General features: G+C 40.6%; 19 protein-coding genes and 1 riboswitch. Of the genes, 3 read left to right on the top strand and 16 right to left on the bottom strand.

Going from position 1 to position 22,671, the window contains the following annotated elements; genetic code table 11:
* Positions 1 to 113: 113 nt before the first annotated feature.
* The 7 genes from DWV68_RS01035 to DWV68_RS01005 form a co-directional block, all read right to left on the bottom strand.
* The gene (locus tag DWV68_RS01035) at positions 114 to 1,124 is read right to left on the bottom strand and encodes a hypothetical protein (RefSeq protein WP_118664799.1); all 1,011 of its coding nucleotides are present in this window, start codon (positions 1,122 to 1,124) and stop codon (positions 114 to 116) included.
* A 38-nt stretch (positions 1,125 to 1,162) separates the two neighbouring features.
* Complete coding sequence (locus DWV68_RS01030) at positions 1,163 to 2,008, bottom strand: GIY-YIG nuclease family protein (protein WP_242988679.1); 846 nt, start codon at positions 2,006 to 2,008, stop codon at positions 1,163 to 1,165.
* Between the two features lie 195 nt (positions 2,009 to 2,203).
* The gene (gene rlmD, locus DWV68_RS01025; RefSeq protein ID WP_118664797.1) at positions 2,204 to 3,454 is read right to left on the bottom strand and encodes a 23S rRNA (uracil(1939)-C(5))-methyltransferase RlmD; all 1,251 of its coding nucleotides are present in this window, start codon (positions 3,452 to 3,454) and stop codon (positions 2,204 to 2,206) included.
* A 349-nt stretch (positions 3,455 to 3,803) separates the two neighbouring features.
* Positions 3,804 to 3,941, bottom strand: a complete 138-nt coding sequence (locus tag DWV68_RS14850) for a hypothetical protein (protein ID WP_279222408.1) — start codon at positions 3,939 to 3,941, stop codon at positions 3,804 to 3,806.
* A 208-nt stretch (positions 3,942 to 4,149) separates the two neighbouring features.
* A complete protein-coding gene (locus DWV68_RS01015; RefSeq protein WP_118664795.1) occupies positions 4,150 to 5,442 on the bottom strand; it encodes an ATP-binding protein in 1,293 nt (430 codons plus the stop codon).
* Positions 5,443 to 5,578: 136 nt separating this feature from the next.
* Positions 5,579 to 6,778: a class I SAM-dependent rRNA methyltransferase gene (locus tag DWV68_RS01010; RefSeq protein WP_117946160.1), complete on the bottom strand. Its 1,200-nt coding sequence runs from the start codon at positions 6,776 to 6,778 to the stop codon at positions 5,579 to 5,581.
* Between the two features lies 1 nt (position 6,779).
* Positions 6,780 to 7,733 (bottom strand): DMT family transporter, encoded by a 954-nt coding sequence (locus DWV68_RS01005; protein ID WP_118664793.1) that lies wholly within the window; start codon positions 7,731 to 7,733, stop codon positions 6,780 to 6,782.
* A gap of 163 nt (positions 7,734 to 7,896) precedes the next feature.
* On the opposite strand from DWV68_RS01005, the gene DWV68_RS01000 reads away from it, so the two are divergent.
* Positions 7,897 to 8,925, top strand: a complete 1,029-nt coding sequence (locus tag DWV68_RS01000) for a glycosyltransferase family 2 protein (RefSeq protein ID WP_118664791.1) — start codon at positions 7,897 to 7,899, stop codon at positions 8,923 to 8,925.
* Between the two features lie 78 nt (positions 8,926 to 9,003).
* On the top strand, positions 9,004 to 10,344 hold the full coding sequence (locus DWV68_RS00995) for a butyryl-CoA:acetate CoA-transferase (protein ID WP_118664789.1): 1,341 nt from the start codon (positions 9,004 to 9,006) through the stop codon (positions 10,342 to 10,344).
* Between the two features lie 98 nt (positions 10,345 to 10,442).
* On the opposite strand, the gene DWV68_RS00990 is transcribed toward DWV68_RS00995, so the two are convergent.
* The 5 genes from DWV68_RS00990 to metK all read right to left on the bottom strand — a co-directional run bounded on the left by DWV68_RS00990 (position 10,443) and on the right by metK (position 15,921).
* A complete protein-coding gene (locus DWV68_RS00990; protein WP_117698664.1) occupies positions 10,443 to 11,519 on the bottom strand; it encodes an AI-2E family transporter in 1,077 nt (358 codons plus the stop codon).
* 18 nt (positions 11,520 to 11,537) lie between these two features.
* Positions 11,538 to 12,311 (bottom strand): RluA family pseudouridine synthase, encoded by a 774-nt coding sequence (locus DWV68_RS00985; protein WP_118664787.1) that lies wholly within the window; start codon positions 12,309 to 12,311, stop codon positions 11,538 to 11,540.
* 9 nt (positions 12,312 to 12,320) lie between these two features.
* Positions 12,321 to 13,010 carry a response regulator transcription factor gene (locus DWV68_RS00980; RefSeq protein WP_022243614.1) on the bottom strand — a complete coding sequence of 230 codons (690 nt, stop codon included), beginning with the start codon at positions 13,008 to 13,010 and terminating at the stop codon, positions 12,321 to 12,323.
* Positions 13,003 to 14,490 (bottom strand): sensor histidine kinase, encoded by a 1,488-nt coding sequence (locus tag DWV68_RS00975; protein WP_022243615.1) that lies wholly within the window; start codon positions 14,488 to 14,490, stop codon positions 13,003 to 13,005. The genes DWV68_RS00980 and DWV68_RS00975 overlap by 8 nt, the downstream gene beginning before the upstream one ends.
* A 243-nt stretch (positions 14,491 to 14,733) precedes the next feature.
* Positions 14,734 to 15,921, bottom strand: coding sequence for a methionine adenosyltransferase (metK, locus tag DWV68_RS00970; RefSeq protein WP_022243616.1), 1,188 nt, complete (start codon positions 15,919 to 15,921; stop codon positions 14,734 to 14,736).
* A 153-nt stretch (positions 15,922 to 16,074) separates the two neighbouring features.
* A riboswitch (SAM riboswitch) is annotated at positions 16,075 to 16,176 on the bottom strand.
* Between the two features lie 249 nt (positions 16,177 to 16,425).
* On the opposite strand from metK, the gene DWV68_RS00965 reads away from it, so the two are divergent.
* Positions 16,426 to 17,556 (top strand): HD-GYP domain-containing protein, encoded by a 1,131-nt coding sequence (locus DWV68_RS00965; RefSeq protein WP_117698661.1) that lies wholly within the window; start codon positions 16,426 to 16,428, stop codon positions 17,554 to 17,556.
* A gap of 275 nt (positions 17,557 to 17,831) precedes the next feature.
* Here the strand turns inward: DWV68_RS00965 and DWV68_RS00960 are convergent, their stop codons facing one another.
* From DWV68_RS00960 to DWV68_RS00945, 4 genes are all read right to left on the bottom strand, one after another.
* Positions 17,832 to 19,124 carry a UDP-N-acetylglucosamine 1-carboxyvinyltransferase gene (locus tag DWV68_RS00960; protein ID WP_117841358.1) on the bottom strand — a complete coding sequence of 431 codons (1,293 nt, stop codon included), beginning with the start codon at positions 19,122 to 19,124 and terminating at the stop codon, positions 17,832 to 17,834.
* A 150-nt stretch (positions 19,125 to 19,274) separates the two neighbouring features.
* Positions 19,275 to 20,906 (bottom strand): M23 family metallopeptidase, encoded by a 1,632-nt coding sequence (locus DWV68_RS00955; RefSeq protein WP_243089414.1) that lies wholly within the window; start codon positions 20,904 to 20,906, stop codon positions 19,275 to 19,277.
* Positions 20,907 to 20,909: 3 nt separating this feature from the next.
* Entirely contained in the window at positions 20,910 to 21,413 is a 504-nt protein-coding gene (locus DWV68_RS00950) for a shikimate kinase (RefSeq protein WP_117946148.1), read from the bottom strand.
* Positions 21,414 to 21,502: 89 nt separating this feature from the next.
* On the bottom strand, positions 21,503 to 22,600 hold the full coding sequence (locus DWV68_RS00945; protein WP_022243620.1) for a peptidyl-prolyl cis-trans isomerase: 1,098 nt from the start codon (positions 22,598 to 22,600) through the stop codon (positions 21,503 to 21,505).
* Positions 22,601 to 22,671 lie beyond the last annotated feature (71 nt).

The raw sequence follows: 22,671 nt of genomic DNA, 5'->3' as shown, positions 1-22,671 counted from the left end.
TCTCAAAAGTCAATTATTTTCTCATTGGACACTCTCCCTTCAAAATTAAATCTAGGGTTAGTATACGGCAGGGTGGGGTGATTGTCAATGCAAACTCTTAATGCTATTATAAACTAAACATGGTATGCTAATAATTTATATTTATTTAAAATATTTACAAGCATTACATATTCCTTATTTATCAAATCTCCCTCTCCCTTATCATTATCTTTCGGTTCTTTTTCTTTATTATATACTAAATATGCCTTATTCCCATTAATATATACTTGTTGCTCCCAGCAATTGTAATTATCATAATTAGTTAAATCCAACTTACTAATTTCAACAATATCTTTTTCAACAACTTTTTTCTTTTTTCTGTCTTTTTCCCCATCTTTAATCTTAATAAGTTCTTTTAATACCATATTTTGCATTTTTATAATTTTTTCATTTTCAGGAGAAAACACTAATTTATTTGACAATTTTTCTATTTTTTGTTTCAACAATTTACTTTCATATTCATAAAGCATATATTTATAAGAACCCATTTGACCTCTTTCAGCATAGCGAAAAAAAAGAACACTACCGAACAACATTATTACCAGTATTATTACGCCCAGTATTACTAAAATGTTTTTCTCCTCACTTATCATACTATAAACAAATGACGCAATCACAGATATTATCAATGAGGACGCACATGTTACTATATATTCAAAAAATGCACTTTTTTCTTTCAAAAAATCGTAACGCTCATATAATCTTTCTATTTCCTCTTTTTTTACTAATTTATCAACTTCCCCTCCTTCTTTATAATATAAATTAATAATTTGAAGTTGTCTTCTATAATATCCCTTTCCCTCCTTCCAATACAGCCTATATTTATCAATCGTTTTAAATAATGGATCATTACACTCATTTATATTGTGTAAAACTAGTTTTATACCAATGCAGGAAACAATAACAAAATACACTACCACCATTAGCATAGCGATAAGCAACGTTATCAGTACAACTACCGCCAAACTTTTACAAATCTTTTCTGGTACATATTGCCCTCTTTTCATAACAAAAATTCCACCTGCTATATCTGCTATTGAAATTAAAATAATTACCAGCCAGTAGTTCTTTTCCCATTTTCTCATAACTTTTTCCTCTCAATTCTGTATTTTTATAAACATTATTAATTCTGTTCCTCTTGCTCTATTATTTCTCCAAGTGTAATTCCAGTTTCTGTTTTCCACATTTTCTTTCCACTGGTACTGTTTCCTGTTACCACATCAGATGCTCCTGAAGATGATGAAAATAATTCATTCCTCAGAAATACACCATTTTTAATCGTCCCCTCAGAAATCAATTGTTTTCGTTTTTTCTTAGCCCATGATGGAGTAGACTTTGTATCACTTTCTCTTATTTTACTTCCTTTAAGAACTACATATCCTTCTACTGTTCTAATCATTTTAGCATTAACAGAGCCATTTTTTGTTTTAATATAAAAAACCTGTTTCTTTGACAAATCATCAGAACCCATGTCTTTCTTAATCAACGGTTCAAAAACCTTGTGCCCCATTCCAAACGTCAACACTGTAATATTATCAATAAAATCTTCCATTTCAGCCTGTTCATCAATTGCGATTGCTGCTGATGTCGGTTTCTGAGTATTCATTACAGTATATCTATCCACCTGAATTGCAATATCATATAAACGCCCCTCAAGATATTTTACATGTGCCTTATTAAAATGATCATCCTGGCTCACAAAAACAATAGCTTCACTCCAATAATCTTTCTTATCTTCATGATCCTTTAAACGAGTATATGCATCTTCTGTTTCTCCAATATATACCACCGGCCTTCCACTATCATCTTCATCCCCAAACAGCAAGTAAACTGCGGGTCTTTTCAATTCATTAATATAACTGCATTTTTTATATAAGGCTCTTGGTATTCGATATGCCTTTGTAATTCTACCTGCCAAAGTACAAATCCATCTTCCTGCAACATCTCCATCCATCATAAAGATTTTCAAGCTCTTTCCCCTAGCCATATCAGTCAGCTCCTCTCCTAATAAACACTCCATTAATCATTACATAATCTACTCCCTTGGAATATCTATAATAGCAATCCTATTTTGTAGTTATATTTCTATATAAAATAAATTAGATTTCCAAGTTAACATCTACTATTTAGCAATAGCTTCTTATGAATTTTTTTAACTAATTAATTACTTTTTAGTTGTTATCCTTGTCAGCAATACAATATTTTCTATATGATACGTCCACGGGAACATATCCACCGGCTGGCACCGCTCCACCCGGTAGCCATGGCTTGTAAGATACTTCAAATCCCGTGCCTGGGTGACTGGATTGCATGAAATATAGACCACACGCTTTGGAGAAAGCTGTAGCAGTGAAGATAGGAAAGCCTCATCACTTCCGGCACGAGGCGGATCCATGAATACCACATCGGCAGTCTCGCCCTGTGCTGCCATCTTGACCATGAATTCTCCGGCATCCTCATTGTAAAATGTGATATTTTTCATGTTATTGCGCTTCGTATTGGTCACGGCATCACGCACCGCATCACGGTTCACTTCCACGCCAATGACAGAGCCGGCTTTGCCTGCTGCTGCCATGCCAATGGTACCAATGCCGCAATACGCATCAATTACCTTTTCTTTTCCGGTCAGTCCGGCAAACTCAATGGCTTTGCCATAAAGGATTTCTGTCTGTACCGGATTCACCTGATAGAATGAGGATGGAGAAATGCGGAAACGAAGTCCGCACAGCTCGTCCTCGATAAATCCTTTTCCATAAATAGTAATATTCCGCTCCCCTAAGACAACGCTGGTGCGCCGGTCATTCACATTTACCACCACCGTTGTAACTTCCGGATGCTTTTCACGAAGTGCTTTTACAAAATTGTTTTTTGACGGCAGAATTGGGGATGCCAGCACCAGAACAACCATAACTTCGCCAGTACGGAAACCTCTTCTTACCAGAACATGGCGCAGTAATCCATACCCGCTGTCCTCGTCATATACTTTTATTTTAAAAGAGCGAAGCATTCCACGAATATCATAAATGATGCTGTCTGCAATCTTATCCTCAATCTGACATTCATCAATCTTTACCACTGAATGTGTTCCCTGCTGATATGCCCCTGAAATCACTGTTCCGTTTTTGAGCCGCTGAAATGTAGCATTGACCTTGTTCCGATAATGAAATGGCTCCTGCATTCCGATAACCGGCTCCACTTTTCCAAAGCTGCCTAAAAGCTCTTTTACTTCCCGATGTTTCTTGTTGAGCTGCTTTTCATAATCCATTCCCTGATACTGGCAGCCGCCACATTTTTTTGCAAGATCACATTCTCCCGGTGGGCAGATGTGTTTTTCCGGACGTTTCGATTTCGAACCATGCTGCTTTTTTGCATTTTCCTTTTTTCTAAATTTATTGTTCTCTCCTGACTTTCTCATTTCCTGTACCGTTCCTTATTTTTCAAATACTATACTATTTTTTAGTTTAACGCATTTAGCAGCCTTTTTCTATGGTTATTGCAGAAATATTTTCATAAATGAATTAAAATAAAATGCGAAATAATGGCACCTGCCGAGCCTGCTACTTGCAGCTTCTTACAAATACACAAAAACGCCGATACAGGCTGTACCGACGTTCCTTCAACACTTCACACTATTTAATTTTTGCAATCAAACTGCAATCATCTCTTTTTGTAAAGAAGTAATTCCGGATTTTCGCCATTTTCCTACCAGTGCATTTAATTTTTCAACCTTAGGAAGCCCGTCTATGTGAAGTTCATTTATTTCCTTATATTAGCTGTTTCTTAAACTCCTCAAACTCTCCATTGTCGCTAAGTTCATCATATCTTTTCCAATAATCTAACTTTGGGAGCATTTCTTTCATATATGCGCGCGCCTGCTCCTCTGTAAAATCATCGCTTACCATGTTTTTAACGCATATGTCGATTAATTCATCCATATCGTTATAGGTATATGTTCCGTCGGCTCATTCTGGGACATTCCTCTTTGTGTACGAAGTTCCAGAATAATATTTTTTGTCTCCATCGTTGCTACCTCCTTTATCCATATCATACCGGTAAATTCAGTTTCAGAAAAGCAACTTACTGTTGCTGTACGATAAGGCAACTAAAACTTTAGATGCAAAATACACTATATAGCGGAACTGATTTTATTCCTTTTGCCATCCCAAAATTTCTTGTTGAAATCCGGATTGCATACGAAGGATTATATTTTTCCATATAAACCATCATGCTTTTGGCTTTTACATGGTTACCAGCCTTACACTCTACCGGAATAACGTGACTTTCTTTTTGTATCAGGAAATCCACTTCCGCCGTATTATCAGACTCCCAATAATGAAGATCATAACCATTTGTTTTCAAAGCAATTGCAACATAGTTTTCTGTCAGTATGCCACGAAAATGCTCTGTTTCCATGCTTTGTAATGCTTCCAACGTCATTCCTATTCTTGCAGACATAATACCCATATCACTGTAATATAATTTGAATGCACTTACATCCTGATATGCCGCAACCGGATAAAATCCCTGACTGCACTTCATGCATTTATTCACAATTCCAGCCCGAATCAGCCAATCAATTGCATCTCCATATTGAGATGCCCGTGCTCCTGATTTTATCAGCTTGTATTGAAATTTTTTTGCATCTTTTGCCAACTGTGCCGGCAGGGAATCATACGCTTCAAAAATACGCACGGTGTCCGTCTGATTTGCATATTTTGTCATGTCTGCAATATAAGAATTTAACAGCATCTGACGAATTTCCGTCTGCTCCAATGGACTGTCTTTTGCAAGGTCTACCTTTACTGCTGCCGGCATTCCTCCCACGACGCAATAATGATAAAATTCCTGCAAAGCTTCCTCGTGCAATATCTCATCTAACGGCTGATTATTTTCATAATGTTCCCGTATGGTATCTGAAAGCATCTGCTTTCCCTTAGCCCACAATACCTCTTCCAAATCCATCGGGTACATGGTAACCATCTGAACTTTTCCTACCGGAAATGAATATTTTTCACGGTTGACTGCTACACCCAGCAAACTTCCGGCAGCTATTACATGGTATTCCGGTGTCTCTTCTGAAAAATATTTTAAAGAAGTTAATGCTCTTTCACACATCTGTATCTCGTCAAAAATAATGAGCGTATTTTCCGGTACAATCTTTACCTGATAATATTTTTCTAATATGGCGATGATATAATCTGCATGAATATCTGTATCAAAATACTTCCCAATTCTTTCGTCCGTTTCAAAATTTACATAGACTGTATTTTTATAATATAATGCTCCAAATTCACGCATTTCAAACGTTTTTCCAACTTGTCTTGCACCATAAATAAGTAACGGCATTCTGCCTTTTTTCATATTTTTCCATTCATATAATTTAGCAGTTATTTTACGCTTCATGTGTGTGCTCTCTCTCTTCTTTAAAATATCATCGCGTCTTTTAATGTATTATATTACATTTTTCCATATGAATCAATGTGTTTTTTGCACACAAAAAAGTGGCAATCCACTTATGACCTGCCACTTTCAAAAATTTTTACATCTCATCAACAACCTGGAACACATAGAACTTCAGATAATAGGATTCGTCCGCCGCCCAGAGAATCGGATGATCCGGTGCCTGGGTGCGGAATTCCACCTGACGCAGACGCTTGTGGACGCTGTGAGCCGCCTGTCCGATTGTCTTGGTAAACAACTCATACGTCATAAAATGGGAGCAGGAACAGGTCGCAAGAAATCCGCCATTTTTCACAAGCTTCATGGCACGAAGATTAATCTCACGATAGCCCTTGATGGCATTTTTAACAGAATTTCTGGACTTGGTAAATGCCGGTGGGTCTAAGATTACCACATCATACTTTTCGCCTGCTTCCTCTAATTCCGGCAGCAGTTCAAAGACATCCCTGCACAGGAATTTTACCGTGCCGGAAAGACCGTTCAATGCTGCATTTTCTTCTGCCTGATGTACGGCAAGTTCCGAAGCATCCACTCCGGTGACTTCTTTTGCTCCGGCAATTCCGGCATTTAATGCAAAGGAGCCGGTATGGGTAAAGCAGTCTAACACTCTTGCATCCTCACATAATTTCTGAATGGCAAGACGGTTGTATTTCTGATCTAAGAAAAATCCGGTCTTCTGACCATCCTTTACATCTACGATATAATGCACACCATTTTCTACAATTTCCACATTGGTATCAAATGTTTCTCCGATAAAGCCCTTCTTAAGCTCCATGCCTTCCTGCTTGCGGACTTTTGCATCACTCCGCTCATATACGCCGCGGATTGTAATGCCGTCCTCTGCCAAAATTTCCTTTAAACACTTTACAATAAGCTCTTTGTAACGGTCGATGCCAAGTGCTAAGGACTGCACTACCAGCACATCCGAAAACTTATCGATAACCAGTCCCGGCAGGAAATCTGCCTCTCCAAATACCACGCGACAGGATGAGGTGTCTACCGTCTTTTTCCGGTATTCCCATGCCTGCTGCAATCGTGTCCGGAAAAATGCTTCATCAATAACTGTATCTTCTTTTCTGCTGAAAAGGCGCACCCGGATTTTGGAATTGCGGTTGATAAATCCAATGCCCATCGGATATCCGTCAAAATCGTGTACCAGCACCAGATCTCCGTTTTCAAATGTTCCCATGACACTTTCTATTTCATTATCGAAAATCCACATGCCACCGGATTTTACCATTCTTCCTTCGCCTTTTTTCAATGTTACAACTGCACTCATGTTAGTCCTCCTTCGTAACCTCTTTCTTATAATTTACCACAAATATACCAATGCATACCAGTATCAGGGCAATCACACTTTTGATGCCTGCTGCCTGCTCTTTTTCTCCCAAAAGCCATGCAGAAAGAATCACACCAAACACCGGGTTCATAAATCCAAATACCGCTACACGGGAAATCGGATTGTATTTTAATAAAATGCCCCACAGCGTGTATGCGACGGCAGAAATGCATGCCATGTAAAATAACAGCCCAAAAGATGATGCCGTAAATCCGCTCACCCGTCCACCTGCTGCAAAGCCGCACAATGCCATAATAATTCCACCCACCAGGAACTGGTATCCACTCAGCATGACAGGATTTTCGGATTTGGAATACCACTTTAACAACACGGAAGAAAATGCATACGCTACCGTTGACAGGAAAATAAATCCTTCTCCGGTCACGCTCATATGAAAATCAAATCCGCTGCTTCCCATATTTACCAGTGCCACGCCTGCAAATCCAATGATACAGCCTGCTATTTTCCGCGCCGATAATTTTTCCTGATGGAATAAAAGACTTGCTACCAGAATTGCCACGAATACATTTAACGCTTCGATGATGGATGCTTTTACCCCGGAGGTGTGCGCCAGTCCGATATAGAAAAGCAGGTACTGTCCCACAGTCTGCAGACTGCTTAATTTAAAAACTTTTCCAATGGAGCCCTTTGTCGGACGCAGAAACCGTCTGCTTCCAAGACTTCCCAATAATATTGTTAAAATTCCCGCCAACGTAAACCGATAGCCGGCATACAGAATCTGGGACGCCACCTCATCCGATGCAATGTGCATCATCTGATAGCCGATTTTAATGCACGGAAATGCACTGCCCCACAACAGGCAGCACACCAATGCTCCCAGCCAGACTACGATGGTTTTCTGCATGAATTTTTCTTTTGTTTCCATTGCTTTCATCCTTTTCTCAAGCTTTCGCTTTTCTTCTCATTCTTGTCTCATTTCATCATAGACACCAGTGCCGGCTCTGTCAAATAAATTCTGTCCCTACTGATATACTTTTTCCTTGAAATATGCGATAATAAATATGTTTGTATAGGTGCTTGCGAAAGGAGATCATTTGATGATAACAATAAGCCTTTGCATGATTGTAAAAAACGAGGAGCGGCTTCTCTCCCGCTGTCTGGATTCACTCGCCGGTCTGATGGATGAAATCATTGTCGTGGATACCGGCTCTTGCGACCGCACCAGGGAAATTGCTGCCCGCTATACCGATAAAATCTATGACTATATCTGGAAGGATGACTTTGCAGATGCCAGAAATTTTGCTTTTTCCAAAGCTTCCATGGAATACATTTATACCGCAGATGCAGATGAAGTCTTAGATGATGAGAACCGGGAACAGTTCCGGCTTTTAAAAGAAGCCATGGTTCCGGAGGTCGAAATTGTACAGATGAAATATGTGACCAAAAATGAATTTAATACGGTGCTTAACTTTAAAGAAGAATACCGTCCGAAGCTCTACCGGAGACTCCGTACCTTTACCTGGATTGACCCGATTCACGAAACGGTGCGCTTAGACCCGGTTGTCTTTGACAGTGATATTGCTATTACGCATCTTCCGCAGTCCCTGCACAGCAGCCGTGATTTCAAAGGCTTCTTACTGGCATTTGACCGGGACGGACGGCTTTCCGAAAAATTGCACCGGATGTATGCCAAAGAGCTCCTCATGACCGGGGAGAAAGAAGATTTCATTGCCGCCGCAAAAGTATTTCTTGCTACCCTGCAGGATGAAACCGCTTCTGGGGATGCCCGCAAGGAAGCCGGCTGTATCTTAAGCCGCTGCTACCGGATTACCGGAAATGTCAATGAATTTTTCAAGCTGGCACTGAAGGATATGATTACTACCCCTTGTGCAGAAATCTGCTGCGAATTGGGAAATTATTTTTTTGACGCAGAAGATTATGATGAAGCAGCCGTGTGGTACTACAACGCAGCCTTTGAAACTGCCAGCATTCTTGATGTCCATACCAGTGGAAATATTCCGCTGAACGGGCTGGCTGACTGCTATGAAAAATCCGGGAATGCAGCCCAGGCGGAAGAATATAGAAATGCAGCCAGACAATGGCAGCTCCCAGACGATAATTCTTAGTCCCTTCGACTTGAATAATCATGTACGAAGTGGTACTATGATAATAATTTAACAAACAAAATATACAGGAGGTTTTTCATGGATTACACACAGGAATATAAACAGAAATTAGTCTCCGCAGATGAGGCTGTCAAAGTCATCAAATCCGGTGACTGGGTAGATTATGGATGGTGTACCGGAACTCCGGATGCACTGGATAAAGCCCTTGCAAAACGTACGGATGAATTAAAGGATGTCAACTTAAGAGGTGGTATTCTGTTAAAACCGTTAGCTGTCTTCGAACGTGAAGATGCCGGCGAACACTTTACCTGGAACTCCTGGCATATGTCCGGAATCGAGCGTAAATATATCAACCGCGGTTTTTCTTACTACGCTCCAATCCGTTATTCCGAGCTTCCAAGATACTATCGTGACTCCGCTACTCCGGATGATGTAGCAATGTTCCAGGTTGCTCCAATGGACAAACATGGATATTTTAACTTTGGACCAAACGCTTCTCATATGATGGCAGTTTGCGAGACTTCCAAGAAAATTATCGTTGAAGTAAATAAAAATATGCCTCGCTGCTTAGGCGGATTTGAAAACAGCATCCATATTTCCGATGTTGATTTCATCGTAGAAGGCGAGAATCCGGCTATCGGTGAATTAGGTGGTGGCGGAACTGCTACTGAAATCGATCAGGCAGTTGCAAAATTAATCGTAGATGAGATTCCAAATGGTGCATGTCTCCAGCTTGGTATCGGTGGAATGCCAAATGCTGTTGGTTCCATGATTGCAGAATCTGATTTGAAAGATTTAGGTGTACATACCGAAATGTACGTTGATGCATTCGTTGATATTGCAAGAGCAGGAAAAATCAACGGTTCCAAGAAAAACATCGACCGTTTCCGTCAGACCTATGGTTTCGGTGCAGGAACTCAGAAAATGTATGACTACTTAGATGAAAACCCGGAACTTATGAGTGCTCCGGTAAGCTATACCAATGATATCCGTTCCATTTCCGCACTGGATAACTTTATTTCCATTAACAATGCAGTAAATGTAGACCTCTTCGGTCAGGTAAATGCAGAGTCTGCTGGAATCAAACACATCAGTGGTGCCGGCGGACAGTTAGACTTCGTTCTGGGTGCGTACCTTTCTAATGGTGGTAAGAGCTTCATCTGCTGTTCTTCTACCTTTACAACCCGGGATGGTCAGTTAAAATCCCGTATCCTTCCTACCTTAGATCCAGGATCTATCGTAACCGATACCCGTGCCAACATCCACTATCTGGTAACAGAATATGGTAAAGTCAACTTAAAGGGACTTTCTACCTGGCAGAAATGTGAAGCAATTATCTCTGTCGCACATCCGGACTTCCGTGATGAATTAATCGCAGATGCAGAGAAAATGCATATCTGGAGAAGAAGCAACAAATAACCACGTAACTTTTAAAAATCCCATGGGATTATCCCATGGGATTTTTGCAATATGATAGGTGGAACCCTTATGATTCTGTCCATAAATGCACACAATTTTCATGTTATCTCTTTTTCCTCTCTTCCACAGATACTGCGATAAATTTCCCAGATTAAAAATCCGGAAAGTGGACCTAAAATAACACCGGCTGTTCCATATATTTTCAGACCTGCATAAATACTGATGATAACCGCCAGCGGATGCACGCCCAGCCCTCTTCCCATAAGCCTTGGCTCCATAAATTCCCGGATAAAGGTACTCAATATAAACAGTATACCATATATCACTGCCGCAAAATACTTTCCACGAAACAAATCGATAATCAGCCATGGAATAAAGACAAGTCCTGTGCCAATAAAAGGCAGTGCATCACTTACTCCAATCAGCACTCCCACCAGAATGGCATAAGAATTTCCGGTAAGGAACAGACCTGCTATACATACGCCACTAATCAGTGCCAGAATAGTAAACTGTGCTTTAAGATACGTTCCGCCGGCATGACACATATTTTGAAATATCCGTCCACCCCAGGAATAAAAGCTGCTTTTTCTCCAACGCTGCACCAGATTATCATAATCACAGAGTATCAATACTGCCGCCACAACAGTTACAATGCAGATACCAAAGAATGCTGCCAGTCCCCGCAAAGATGCCAGCGAGCCATTCATCATTGCCGGAATCAGCTTCGTTTCTGCCTGACTGCTGACATATGCCGCGCAGTTTTTTCCCCACTGCACCATTGTCTCTGCTTTCATGCCGGTGATTTCCGCAACCCGCTCACAGCAACTGCACCAGAGCGTATCTGCTTTTCCAAATAATTCCGGATAATTCGTTATCAATGATGCAAGTTCGCAGATTCCCTTGTATACAAGATAGCCCATCGGCAGAAAAATCACTGCCAGCAGCAACAGCACTGCCGCCGTACTTACAATTCCTTTGGGAAGCTTTGTTTTCTCTGACAGAAAAGCTACTGGTTTACATAATGTTCTTGCAATAAGGATTGCCAGTAAAAAAGGAATTACAATCGGCAGTGCGAAACGCATTCCCAAATATACTGCAACTGTAATCCCTGCTAAATATATAATCTTTTTTATAAGTTGTCTTGTTTTTCCAGTCATACCATCAGTATGTGGCATCCCGGACTTTTTTATGTATTATAAATCTGAAAATAAATGAAATGCCTGACCTTCCGGTGTTATCTGAAACTGCATCTTCTTTTTGCTAGTGGGATGCAGAAATTCCAGCTGATAAGAACAAAGTGCCAGTGGCATCTGCCTCATTCCCGGCAGACTTTCATTCTTCCTTCCATACTTTCTATCTCCCACCAATGGCCAGCCATGATGCGACATCTGCACACGGATCTGGTGATGCCGCCCGGTCTCTAATTTTACTTCAAGAAGACTGATTTCTTCCGCAGCTTCAGTTTTTTCCGATGTTCCATCCGCTGTACCCGCTCCTGAAGCAGCTTTTCCATCTCTGCTATCTCTATCATCAAGCGTACTACATTCCAGCACCCGATAGGTTAACGCCGCCCGCTTTGCATCTACGGTTCCCTGTTTTACGACAGAAGAAGTATTACTTCTGCCATCCTTCTTAAGAAAGTCAATAAGCTGTCCTTCTTTCGGTTCTGCTTTTCCATATACCACTGTCAGATAATATTTTCCAAAACCGTTTTTCTGCATCTGCCGGTTCAGCTCTGCTGTGGCTTCTTTGGTCTTTCCAAAGACCATTACGCCTTCCACCGGCTGGTCTAAGCGATGGATGATTCCAATAAAGGGAGTCTCTCCTTTTGCAGCAAGATAATTCCGAAGCAGGCTCTCCATATCCTGCTCGCCCATACGCTTCGTCTGCACTGCAATCCCTGCCGGTTTTACACAGACAAGCAGCTTGTCATCCTCATATAAAATATGTTCTGCAATCTTATACATATGTTTTTCCTATAATTTGAAACGGTAACCTACCCCCCAGATTGTCTCGATATACTGAGGCTTTGCAGTATCCATTTCAATCTTCTCACGAATCTTTTTGATATGTACCGTTACGGTTGCGATATCACCAACGGATTCCATATCCCAGATTTCTTTAAACAGTTCTTCCTTGGTAAATACATGATTCGGATTCTGTGCTAAGAATACCAGTAAATCAAATTCCTTTGTGGTAAATGCTTTTTCCTCGCCATTTACCCAGACGCGGCGGGCTGTCTTATCAATCTTGATTCCACGAATCTCAATAATATCATTTTCCTGCACATTGCTTCCAATCAGTCTTTCATAACGGGCAAGGTGTGCCTTTACTCTTGCTACCAGCTCGCTTGGGGAGAATGGTTTTGTGATATAATCATCTGCACCTAGTCCCAGTCCGCGAATCTTGTCAATATCATCCTTCTTGGCAGATACCATAAGAATCGGTGTATTCTTTACTTCACGAATACGTTTGCAGATTTCGAAGCCGTCCATGCCCGGAAGCATCAGGTCTAAGATATACATGTCAAAATCAGATGCCAGTGCTTTCTCCAAGCCCCTTGCTCCATCACTTTCGATTTCGACATCGAAACCGCTTAACTCTAAATAATCCTTCTCCAGTTCTGCAATTGAAACCTCATCTTCAATAATCAATACTTTACTCATTTGGAACCTCCTGATATTTTCTCAGTACAAAATACATGATTGTACCTGTTTCTTCTTTACTGGTTGCCCATATCTTTCCGCCATGGTCTTCAATAATTTTACGGACAATGGATAAACCGATACCGCTTCCGCCGGTTGCAGAATTTCTTGAAGTATCTGCCCGGAAGAACCGGTCAAAGATATATGGCAGGTCTTTCTTTGCAATTCCTTTTCCATTATCTTCTATCTCTACCTGGATAAAATCACCCACATCCTTTACACGAATATTGATAAAGCCCTTCGGCTTATCCAGATATTTGATGGAATTATTAATAATATTATGAATGACACGCTTTAACTGCTCCGGGTCTGCAATAATCTGCACATCATCCCCGGCGTAATTAAAATACGATAAACCAATATTTTTTGCCTCTAAATCCAGGCCGATTTCTTCTACGCAGTCATCGAAATATTCCATTACATTTATCTTGCTAAAATTATATGGAATTCGATTAGTATCAATCTTTGAATAAAGTGTCAGCTCATTTAATAGTAAATCCATCTCATTGGCTTTATTATAAATGGTCTTGATATATTTATCCCTTTTTTCCGGCGTATCTGCCACACCATCCATCAGACCTTCCGAATAACCTTTCACAGCAGTAATCGGGGTCTTTAAATCGTGGGCAATATTACTGATTAAAACACGGTTTTCTTTCTCTGATGCCAGCTTCTCTTCTGCAGAATCTTTCAGTCTCTGCCGCATCTCTTCGAAGTTCTGGCACAGCTCGCCAATTTCATCATTGCTGTCTATTTCCAAAGTAAAATCAAGGTTGCCCTCTTTAATATTCTGGGTTGCCATCTCTAACTTCTTAATCGGAGTAATGATGCTCCGGTAATTCCATATGGTAAGCATACCTGCCGTCAACAAAAGTATCAATAACACAGAAATAATAATATCTATCAGAAGTTCCTTCATTTCCGGCACAAGTGATTTAATAGATGTAATTACAAACAACGTTCCTTCCGAACCATCCGAAAAATCAAAGTCAATCCGCTTAATCATTTCCTGTTTATCACTGTCAATGAAATAGCCGGTCTCTCCCCCTGTCTTTGTATCCATGTAATCCGGCAGATTTTCCGGAACCGTATTCAAATCATTCGTTCCCACATAGACTTCTTCATTATCCCTCATGACAATCAAGTAGGAGTTTTTCCCCTGCAGAGTCTCATTAACCTGCATTAAATATTTCATGTCCAGGAATTTGTCCGGGTCGCTTTCCGCTGTATCCAGTAACTTCTGACAACTGTCCTTTGTCACCCGGTTCCACATCTGCACCGTATTGGTCAGATAACTAATATTTCCATCTTCCACCTGATAGGTGTTGGCAATATCTCTTAACTGAAAATAACGGAATCCGCACATTGCCAACGCGGCCAATGTCACCGGCACAAATATGATAATACAAAATGATATAATCAGCTTTGTCCTTAGTTTCATTCTCAAGCCTCCAGTTTTTCATAATCATAGTATACCACATGCAGTCTCTTTTCCCATGAAAATTCTGAGAATTATTCTAAAGAATTTATAAATTATTTTCCAACCACCCAAAACTCTTTGCTGGTTTTCTCATTAAAATGCCAAAAGACCTCTTTCCGGCATTTCAATCATTTCCCTTAAGAAATAAATCTTTTCCGAAAAGAGGTCTTTCTTCTTTATACTATTCTGGAATCTATTCCAATATTATAAGTGTTTCTTTAATTCATCAACTTTGTCCAACGCTTCCCATGGAAGTGCAACATCGGTTCTTCCAAAGTGACCATATGCTGCTGTCGGGCGATAAATCGGTCTGCGTAAATCAAGCATCTTGATAATTCCTGCCGGACGAAGGTCAAAGTTCTCACGGATAATTTCTACTAATTTCTCATCAGAAACTTTTCCGGTACCAAAAGTATCAACCATAACAGAAGTAGGCTGTGCTACACCGATTGCATAAGATAATTGAATCTCACAACGCTCTGCAAGACCTGCTGCTACTAAGTTCTTAGCAACGTAACGTGCTGCATATGCTGCTGAACGGTCAACCTTGGTGCAATCCTTACCGGAGAATGCTCCGCCGCCGTGACGGGCGTATCCACCGTATGTATCTACGATAATTTTACGTCCGGTAAGACCTGCATCACCGTGTGGTCCACCGATTACGAAACGTCCGGTTGGGTTGATGAAAAATTTAGTATTCTCATCAACTAATTCCTTTGGAAGGACTGGGTCAAAAACATATTTCTTAATATCCTCATGAATCTGTTCCTGAGTTACATCCTCGTCATGCTGTGTAGAAAGTACAACTGCCTCTAATCTCTTTGGTTTTCCAGCCTCATCATACTCTACAGAAACCTGTGATTTTCCGTCTGGTCTTAAGTATTTTAAAGTACCATCTTTACGAACTTTGGTTAACTGTAATGCCAGTTTGTGAGCTAAAGAAATCGGATATGGCATATATTCCGGTGTCTCGTTGGTTGCATAACCAAACATCATACCCTGATCTCCGGCACCGATTGCTTCAATCTCCTCATCGGTCATTTTATTTTCTTTTGCTTCCAAAGCCTTGTCAACACCCATTGCAATATCCGGTGACTGCTGGTCTAATGCTACCATAACAGCACAGGTATGTCCGTCAAATCCGGTTTCTGCATGGTCATAACCGATTTCATTTACAGTATTTCTTACAATTGCAGGAATGTCTAATTTTGCCTTTGTAGTAATCTCTCCTGTTACAAGTACAAATCCGGTACAGCTTGCTGTCTCACAGGCAACACGGCTCATTGGATCCTCTGCCATACATGCGTCAAGAATTGCATCTGAAATCGCATCACACATTTTGTCTGGATGTCCTTCTGTTACGGACTCTGATGTGAATAATCTTTTTTCCATCGTTTTCTCCTCTCGTTTTGTTGATTCCCTTATTAAGTATCTGGCGGGTGCGCTTGGCTCCTCTTTCTTCCAGACCTTTTTTCGCTGCTCGCGTAAAATAAAAAAACCGCTTACATCATAAGCGGACCCGATAACGGTAAAGATAATCAAATCCTCTTATTGTTCGACTTGCTCGCTCAGGTTGGCACCTTCCTTATGCTGTGGGGTTGCCGTGACTTCATTGATCCTATGTATCTCCATCACTCTGAATAAGAGAAATTACAATATTGAATTTTCAAATCTCTATGAGAGAGAATACACCTATTATATCGAAATGTCAAGCACCATATTTTCTCATCAACAGAGAAAACATTCCTTATTACTTTTTGTATCCTTTTGACAAATTTTACCTGTTTTTGCTGTTAAGATTGACATTTTTAGCAAAAAGAATATACTTAAATAGGAATATAATTGTGATTTGTTCTATCATAATTATAAAATCCATCCAGAACGAGGACCACATGCATGAAAGAATATCAGACAAAAGATTTGTTACCAGGTATGGTTACAGCAATTCCTGTCCGCACCAAGCGTGGACAGCTTATTATTAATCCGAATGTAGAACTTACGCGTACCCTGATTTCCAGACTGGAATTTTATGGCATCGCCAGTGTGCAGATTACAGAAAATAAACAGACCACTGCTCCAATGGAAGAGCCAAAAGATCCGGCATATTTTCCTGCCAAAAGCCCTGTTTCTGCACCAAGTCCGGTTTCTGATGCTTCTTACTCACAGAAGCTCAAAAGTTCTCCGGAATTCCAGCGTTTTCAGGTGGATTTCACCCTGCGTTCCCAGGATTTAAAGAACTGTTTTGATGCTTACCTTTCCGATGGAGGAACCGTAAACAAAGAAGAGCTTTTATCAAAGACCATTTCTTTAGTAAGTCCAAAGCAGACCACTCTGGATGTCTTTGATATGTTACATAATATGCGTCAGGTCAACGACAGCACCTATGCACACAGTCTGAATGTTGCCATCATCTCCCGTATTATCGGAAAATGGCTGCATTTTTCCAATGAAGAATTAGACACTCTCACCCTTGCCGGTCTGCTTCATGACATCGGTAAGACAAAAATTCCGGATGAGGTCTTAAATAAAGACGGAAAATTAACAGATGAAGAATTCCAGATGATTCGTAATCATCCGAAATATGGCTATGATATTTTAAAATCCCAGCCATTAAATTCCCATATTAAAAAGGCAGCTCTCATGCACCATGAACGTTGCGATGGTTCCGGTTATCCAATGGGGCTTACCATGGAAGAAATCGATGACTATGCACTCATCATTGCGATTGCCGATGTTTACGATGCCATGACAGCAGCACGCTCCTATCGTGCTCCCCTTTGTCCGTTTGAGGTAATCGCCGAATTTGAAAAAGATGGTCTGCAGAAATATAAGCCAAAGTATATTCTGACCTTCTTAGAGAATATTGCCAATGCATACCAGAACAACCGGGTTATGTTAAGTGATGGTACTTCCGCCCGCATTGTTTTATTGAATCATCGTCGTCTTTCCAAGCCACTGGTTCAGTTAGATGATGGAGCCTGTATTGACCTTGAGAAAAGTCCTTTATATATCAAAGCAATCATATAAAAAGAATGTGCCTTGGCACATTCTAGCGCCTGCGGCGGTCGCTTGCGACATCTGCCTTATACGCCGCAGTGCGCATCCTCGCGGAGCGTTTTATACTTTACAGGAAAGCAATTTCCTGTAAAGTATAAAAGATATCTGATAACTATGCCTCATTTGCAGCATATTTACCAGATATCTTTTTTTGGTTATGATAACGCTTTTTAACACTTCTGTCTCATTGCAATATTCATATTAGTATTTATATTCAGAACTTTCTATATTGTGATGCTCTTATCTTATGATACTTTCAATGTGAATTTCTGGATTTCTTTCTCGGAGCTTACTTTTTCAATCATTGCACCAAGGGAAGCTAATTTCTCTTCAAAATGTTCATATCCACGTTCAATATAATAAATATCATCTACAATGGTGATGCCTTCTGCTGCAAGACCTGCAATTACAAGGGCTGCACCTGCTCTTAAATCCGGAGCACTGACTCTTGCACCTGTGTATTTTTCAACACCGGTAATAATTGCAATATTGCTCTCTACTTTCACCTGTGCACCCATACGGGTCAGTTCATCTACATATTTGAAACGGTTTTCAAAAATACTCTCCGTTACGGTACTTGTTCCTTCTGCTAATGCTAAAAGCACCGACATCTGTGGCTGCATATCTGTTGGAAAGCCAGGATACGGCAAAGTAGTTACCTGGGTATGATGCAATGGCTTGCTGGATACCACACGTACTGCATCATCAAATTCTTCCACTTCACAACCAATTTCAATTAATTTTGCTGTGGTTGCCTCTAAATGCTTGGGAATAACATTTTTAACAGTTACATCACCTTTGGTTGCAGCCGCTGCAAACATAAAAGTTCCCGCTTCAATCTGATCTGGAATAATAGAATATTCTGTTTTATGAAGCTTCTCTACACCCACAATACGGATGACATCTGTTCCTGCACCACGGATATTTGCTCCCATGCTGTTTAAGAAGTTTGCTACATCTACGACATGTGGCTCCTTAGCTGCATTTTCAATAATAGTCTTTCCCTCTGCCATGGATGCTGCCATCATAATGTTGATGGTTGCTCCTACAGAAACTTTATCTAAATAAATATGGTTTCCCACCAGATGCTCTGCAGTAGCAGAAATTAACCCATGCTGAATATCAACATCGGCTCCTAACGCACGGAAACCTTTCAGATGAAGGTCAATCGGACGGGTTCCGATTGCACAGCCACCCGGAAAAGCTACTTCTGCTTTCTTATATTTACCAAGTAATGCTCCTAACAGATAGTAAGAAGCTCTGATTTTATTAATATATTCATAGTCCACGCTCAAGTCATGAATCAGTGAACCGTTAATCTTTACCTTATGTTCTCCAAGACGCTCTATCTTAGCACCAATTCCCTCCATGGCACTTAATAACACATTAATATCACGAACGTTTGGTAAATTATCTATTATTACGGTCTCATCCGTCATAATTGCTGCCGCAAGAATTCCCAGTGCAGCATTCTTAGCTCCACCAATCTCAACTTCGCCAACCAAAGGATTTCCACCTTTAATCACATACTGTTCCATCTCGCACCTCTATGCTTAGATTCCCTACAAAATTGCAAACAAAATATTATAGTAACTTATTTCCTCTTTTGTCAAGTATTTCTCGTACCTCAAAAGAATTATCTACAATAGTATTATTATATTATATATTCACTGACTTGTAAATCGAAATTAATTCAGATAGTTCACCGGATTTACCTGGGAACCATTAATTAATATCTCAAAATGCACATGCGGACCTGTAGAACGTCCCGTACTTCCGCTTAATGCGATCACTTCACCCTGTGATACGCTCTGCCCTGCTTTTACCAGTAATTTACTGTTATGTGCATAACGTGTCATTCTTCCATCCGGATGGCTGATTAAGACACAGTTGCCATAACCGGAAACATAACCGGCACTGACTACTACACCATTGCTGGATGCAAATACCTTGGTTCCGGTCGGACATGCCCAGTCAATTCCTTTATGCATTCTGCCCCATCTTCTTCCAAAACCGGAAGAAACTCTTCCGCCAATCAGCGGTTTAATGTAAGTTGGCGGTATCTTGGTTCCACGCTCAATAACTGCCGGCGTTGACTCTGTCAGTATGGTCTGGTGGATCATACTCCGCTCCGTCTCAATTCCATTCTCTGTTGTCACCACCATATTAACCTCGCGATGTCCGGTAGTTCCCTCTGCAAGCACCACTTCGTCGGTCGTATACCAGGAATCATTCGGTACAATCTCCGGCTCTGCGGTATAATCCTCTTCATATACTACGCCTTCGCTAATCCGTAAGCTGATGTCCGGCTGAGGCACCGACAGAATCAGTTCTTCACCGGCACTGATTACTGCATCTTCCCCGGACAATCCATTGAGTGCGATAATTGCTGCCACCGATGTATCATGCTCCTGTGCAATGACCGACAGACAGTCTCCCGGCTGTATCTCATATATTTTATTCGTTTCTTTCTCTTTTGTTACTTCTTCCACCGCGGCATCTATATCCGTCAGAGTGTCCGCTGCTACCAGATTGGTGAACACTTCCACATCCTGTGCAAATTCCATCGAAAGAATTCCGGTTTCATAATTATTTTCCCCGGGATTCTCCTGTGCATCGGAAAGATAGATTCCAAGCTGCTGCACAATACCGGCATCCGCAGAATCTTCTGTTTTTTCTGAAACGCCTGCCTCTTTTAAGTTTGCAAGAAGCATTCCCTCCTGATGATCTGTTTCCTTTTTGAACTCTATCTCAAACCGATTGTCCGTATCCTGTTCTTCCTTCAAACGTCCTAAAAACGTTTCTACTTCATCTAAAGTTGCAAAAGAAAGCTGGTTTTGACCGGCACTTACCGTATATGCAAAGATTTCTCCGGAATTTTCTTTCTTAAGCGCCTTTGTAATCTTGTCTTTTAATGCAGTTTCACTTAACAGCTTCTGAAATGGCTTATGGCTTTCTGTTGTCTCATAAGAAATCTCCTGCATCAGATAGCCTTCACTCTCTTTTGCCATCTGCCGCCGGCTTTCGTGTACTGCCTTTTCCACATCTGTCTTGCTGCTGACACAGCCTACCACTTTATTATTTACGGTTACCACAAAATAATTCTGTCCCAGTGAAAATTTCTGCAAAAGTACCACCAGTACCAGACAGACGAAAAATATGCCTGCTGCCCACATGCGGATACGAATCTTTTTATCGACTTTTCCAATTCTATTTAAAGTTGTTGATTTCTTTTTCTGCTCCTGCATCTTATCTGACTTCTTCATTTTATCTGATTCCTGCATCTTCACAGGTTCCTGTGCATTCCCTGGTATCTGCATCTTTTATTCCATCCCGAGTTTTTCTTTTACTGCATCGATTGTTTCACGAATTGACAATCCCTCTTCGTTTACTGTTACATCCGCATATTTTTCATAGTATGCAGTTCTCTCATCATACAAATCTTTCAGCGTCTGGCCATCATTCAATACCACACCGCGGTTTTTCAAATCACCAAGACGCTCTTCTAATGTCTCATAAGATACACTCAGATAAAGTACGGTTGCAATTTCTTTATAATGCTCCATGGCATTTGCACAATATACTGCACTGCCTCCCGTGGCAATGACTGCTTTATGTCCTTCTATGCTGCTGTTTACCTCATCCTCAATCTCAAGAAATCCTTCTGTTCCATGCTCTGCAATCAGCTCACACAAAAGCTTTCCAGTCTGCTGCTGGATGACTAAATCTGCATCCACAAAATTATAGCCCAATGCCTTCGCCAACACGACACCTACAGTACTTTTTCCTACGCCCGGCATTCCGATTAATACGATATTGTCTTTCATTCCATACTCCTGTATCTATGTGATAGAAAAGAAGCAGAAAAATGAATTTTCTGCTTCTCTATGTTCTTGTCACTTTGTAATTTCTGCAATTATTCTGTTGCTGCCTCTGATGCTGTCTCTGTCTCACTTACAGATTCTGTTTCTGTATCTGTTTTCTTGATGGTATAGAGCTTATCAAAATTAACAGCTGCCCATACATCATCATTTACCGTCCATTCTTTTTCTTCCTTGTAGCTGTCGCATACTTCAGTATATTTATCGGACTGACGCTGGGAAACAATTGTTTCTTTCTCTTTGTCGGTTGCATCACGGTCAAATTCACTGTCTAAGCGGATAACATAATATCCTTTTCCATCTACGGAAATCATGGAAGAAACTTCTCCCTCTTTTAACGCATCTGCTGCTGTAATAATGGATGCATCCATACTTCCGGTTGCTGTTCCATCTTCACCGATTTCATCACTGCCGTATGAATAAGTGCTTACAGTATATCCGTTGTCTGTTGCTGCTGCATCAAAATCGGTTTTCGCTTCTTCTGCGATTTTCTCTGCAGTTTTTTCTAATTCTGCCTTCTCATCATCGGTATATTCCACATAATTCTTGCTGTCATCATAATGTGCCTCGGTAGAAACCTTGATATAACTGAAGGTTCTCTGTGCCGCTTCTTCATCAGAAACTTCGGTATCTACAGTTGCAATGATTGCATTATGCATCTTCTTCTGAATCAGGTTCAGTCGAAGCATTTCTGCTACATATTCTTTCTTGGCACCCATGGTCCTGATTGCTTCCTTGCTATTGTCATCCATGAACTGCTGTGCTGCAGTATCAATATCAGAAAGCTCCTCATCCGTTATTTCCACACCATAGTCTTTCATATGGTCTTCTAAGAGATAATTGGTCTGAATCTGTGTCAGGATTCCATCTTTTACATTATCCTGCATAGTCTTACCGTTTCCGGATAAATCCTGTGACCACATATTTTCCTTAGCATATCCCATGGTAATATAGCTGTCATAGGATACTGCTGTATATTGTGCCATAAAGTTGGCAAGTCCAAGTGAAATCTCTTTATCTCCTAATGTAGCAACAACTGCATCTTCATCGATTCTGCTGCCACATCCTGTCATAGCTACGGAAGCTGCAGTAACAACCGCCAATGCAAGTGCTGTGAATTTCTTAAATCTCATATCACGTTCCTCCAAAATATTTATCATCGTTCTATTATAGTGCTTTTTCGTACATGCCGCAAGATTTTTAT

It is taken from the genome of Roseburia sp. AF12-17LB (genome assembly GCF_003479605.1).
Lineage (GTDB): Bacteria > Bacillota > Clostridia > Lachnospirales > Lachnospiraceae > Roseburia_C > Roseburia_C amylophila.
Note: the sequence above shows the minus strand (reverse complement) of the source record. Positions and strands in the feature narration are given on the sequence as shown.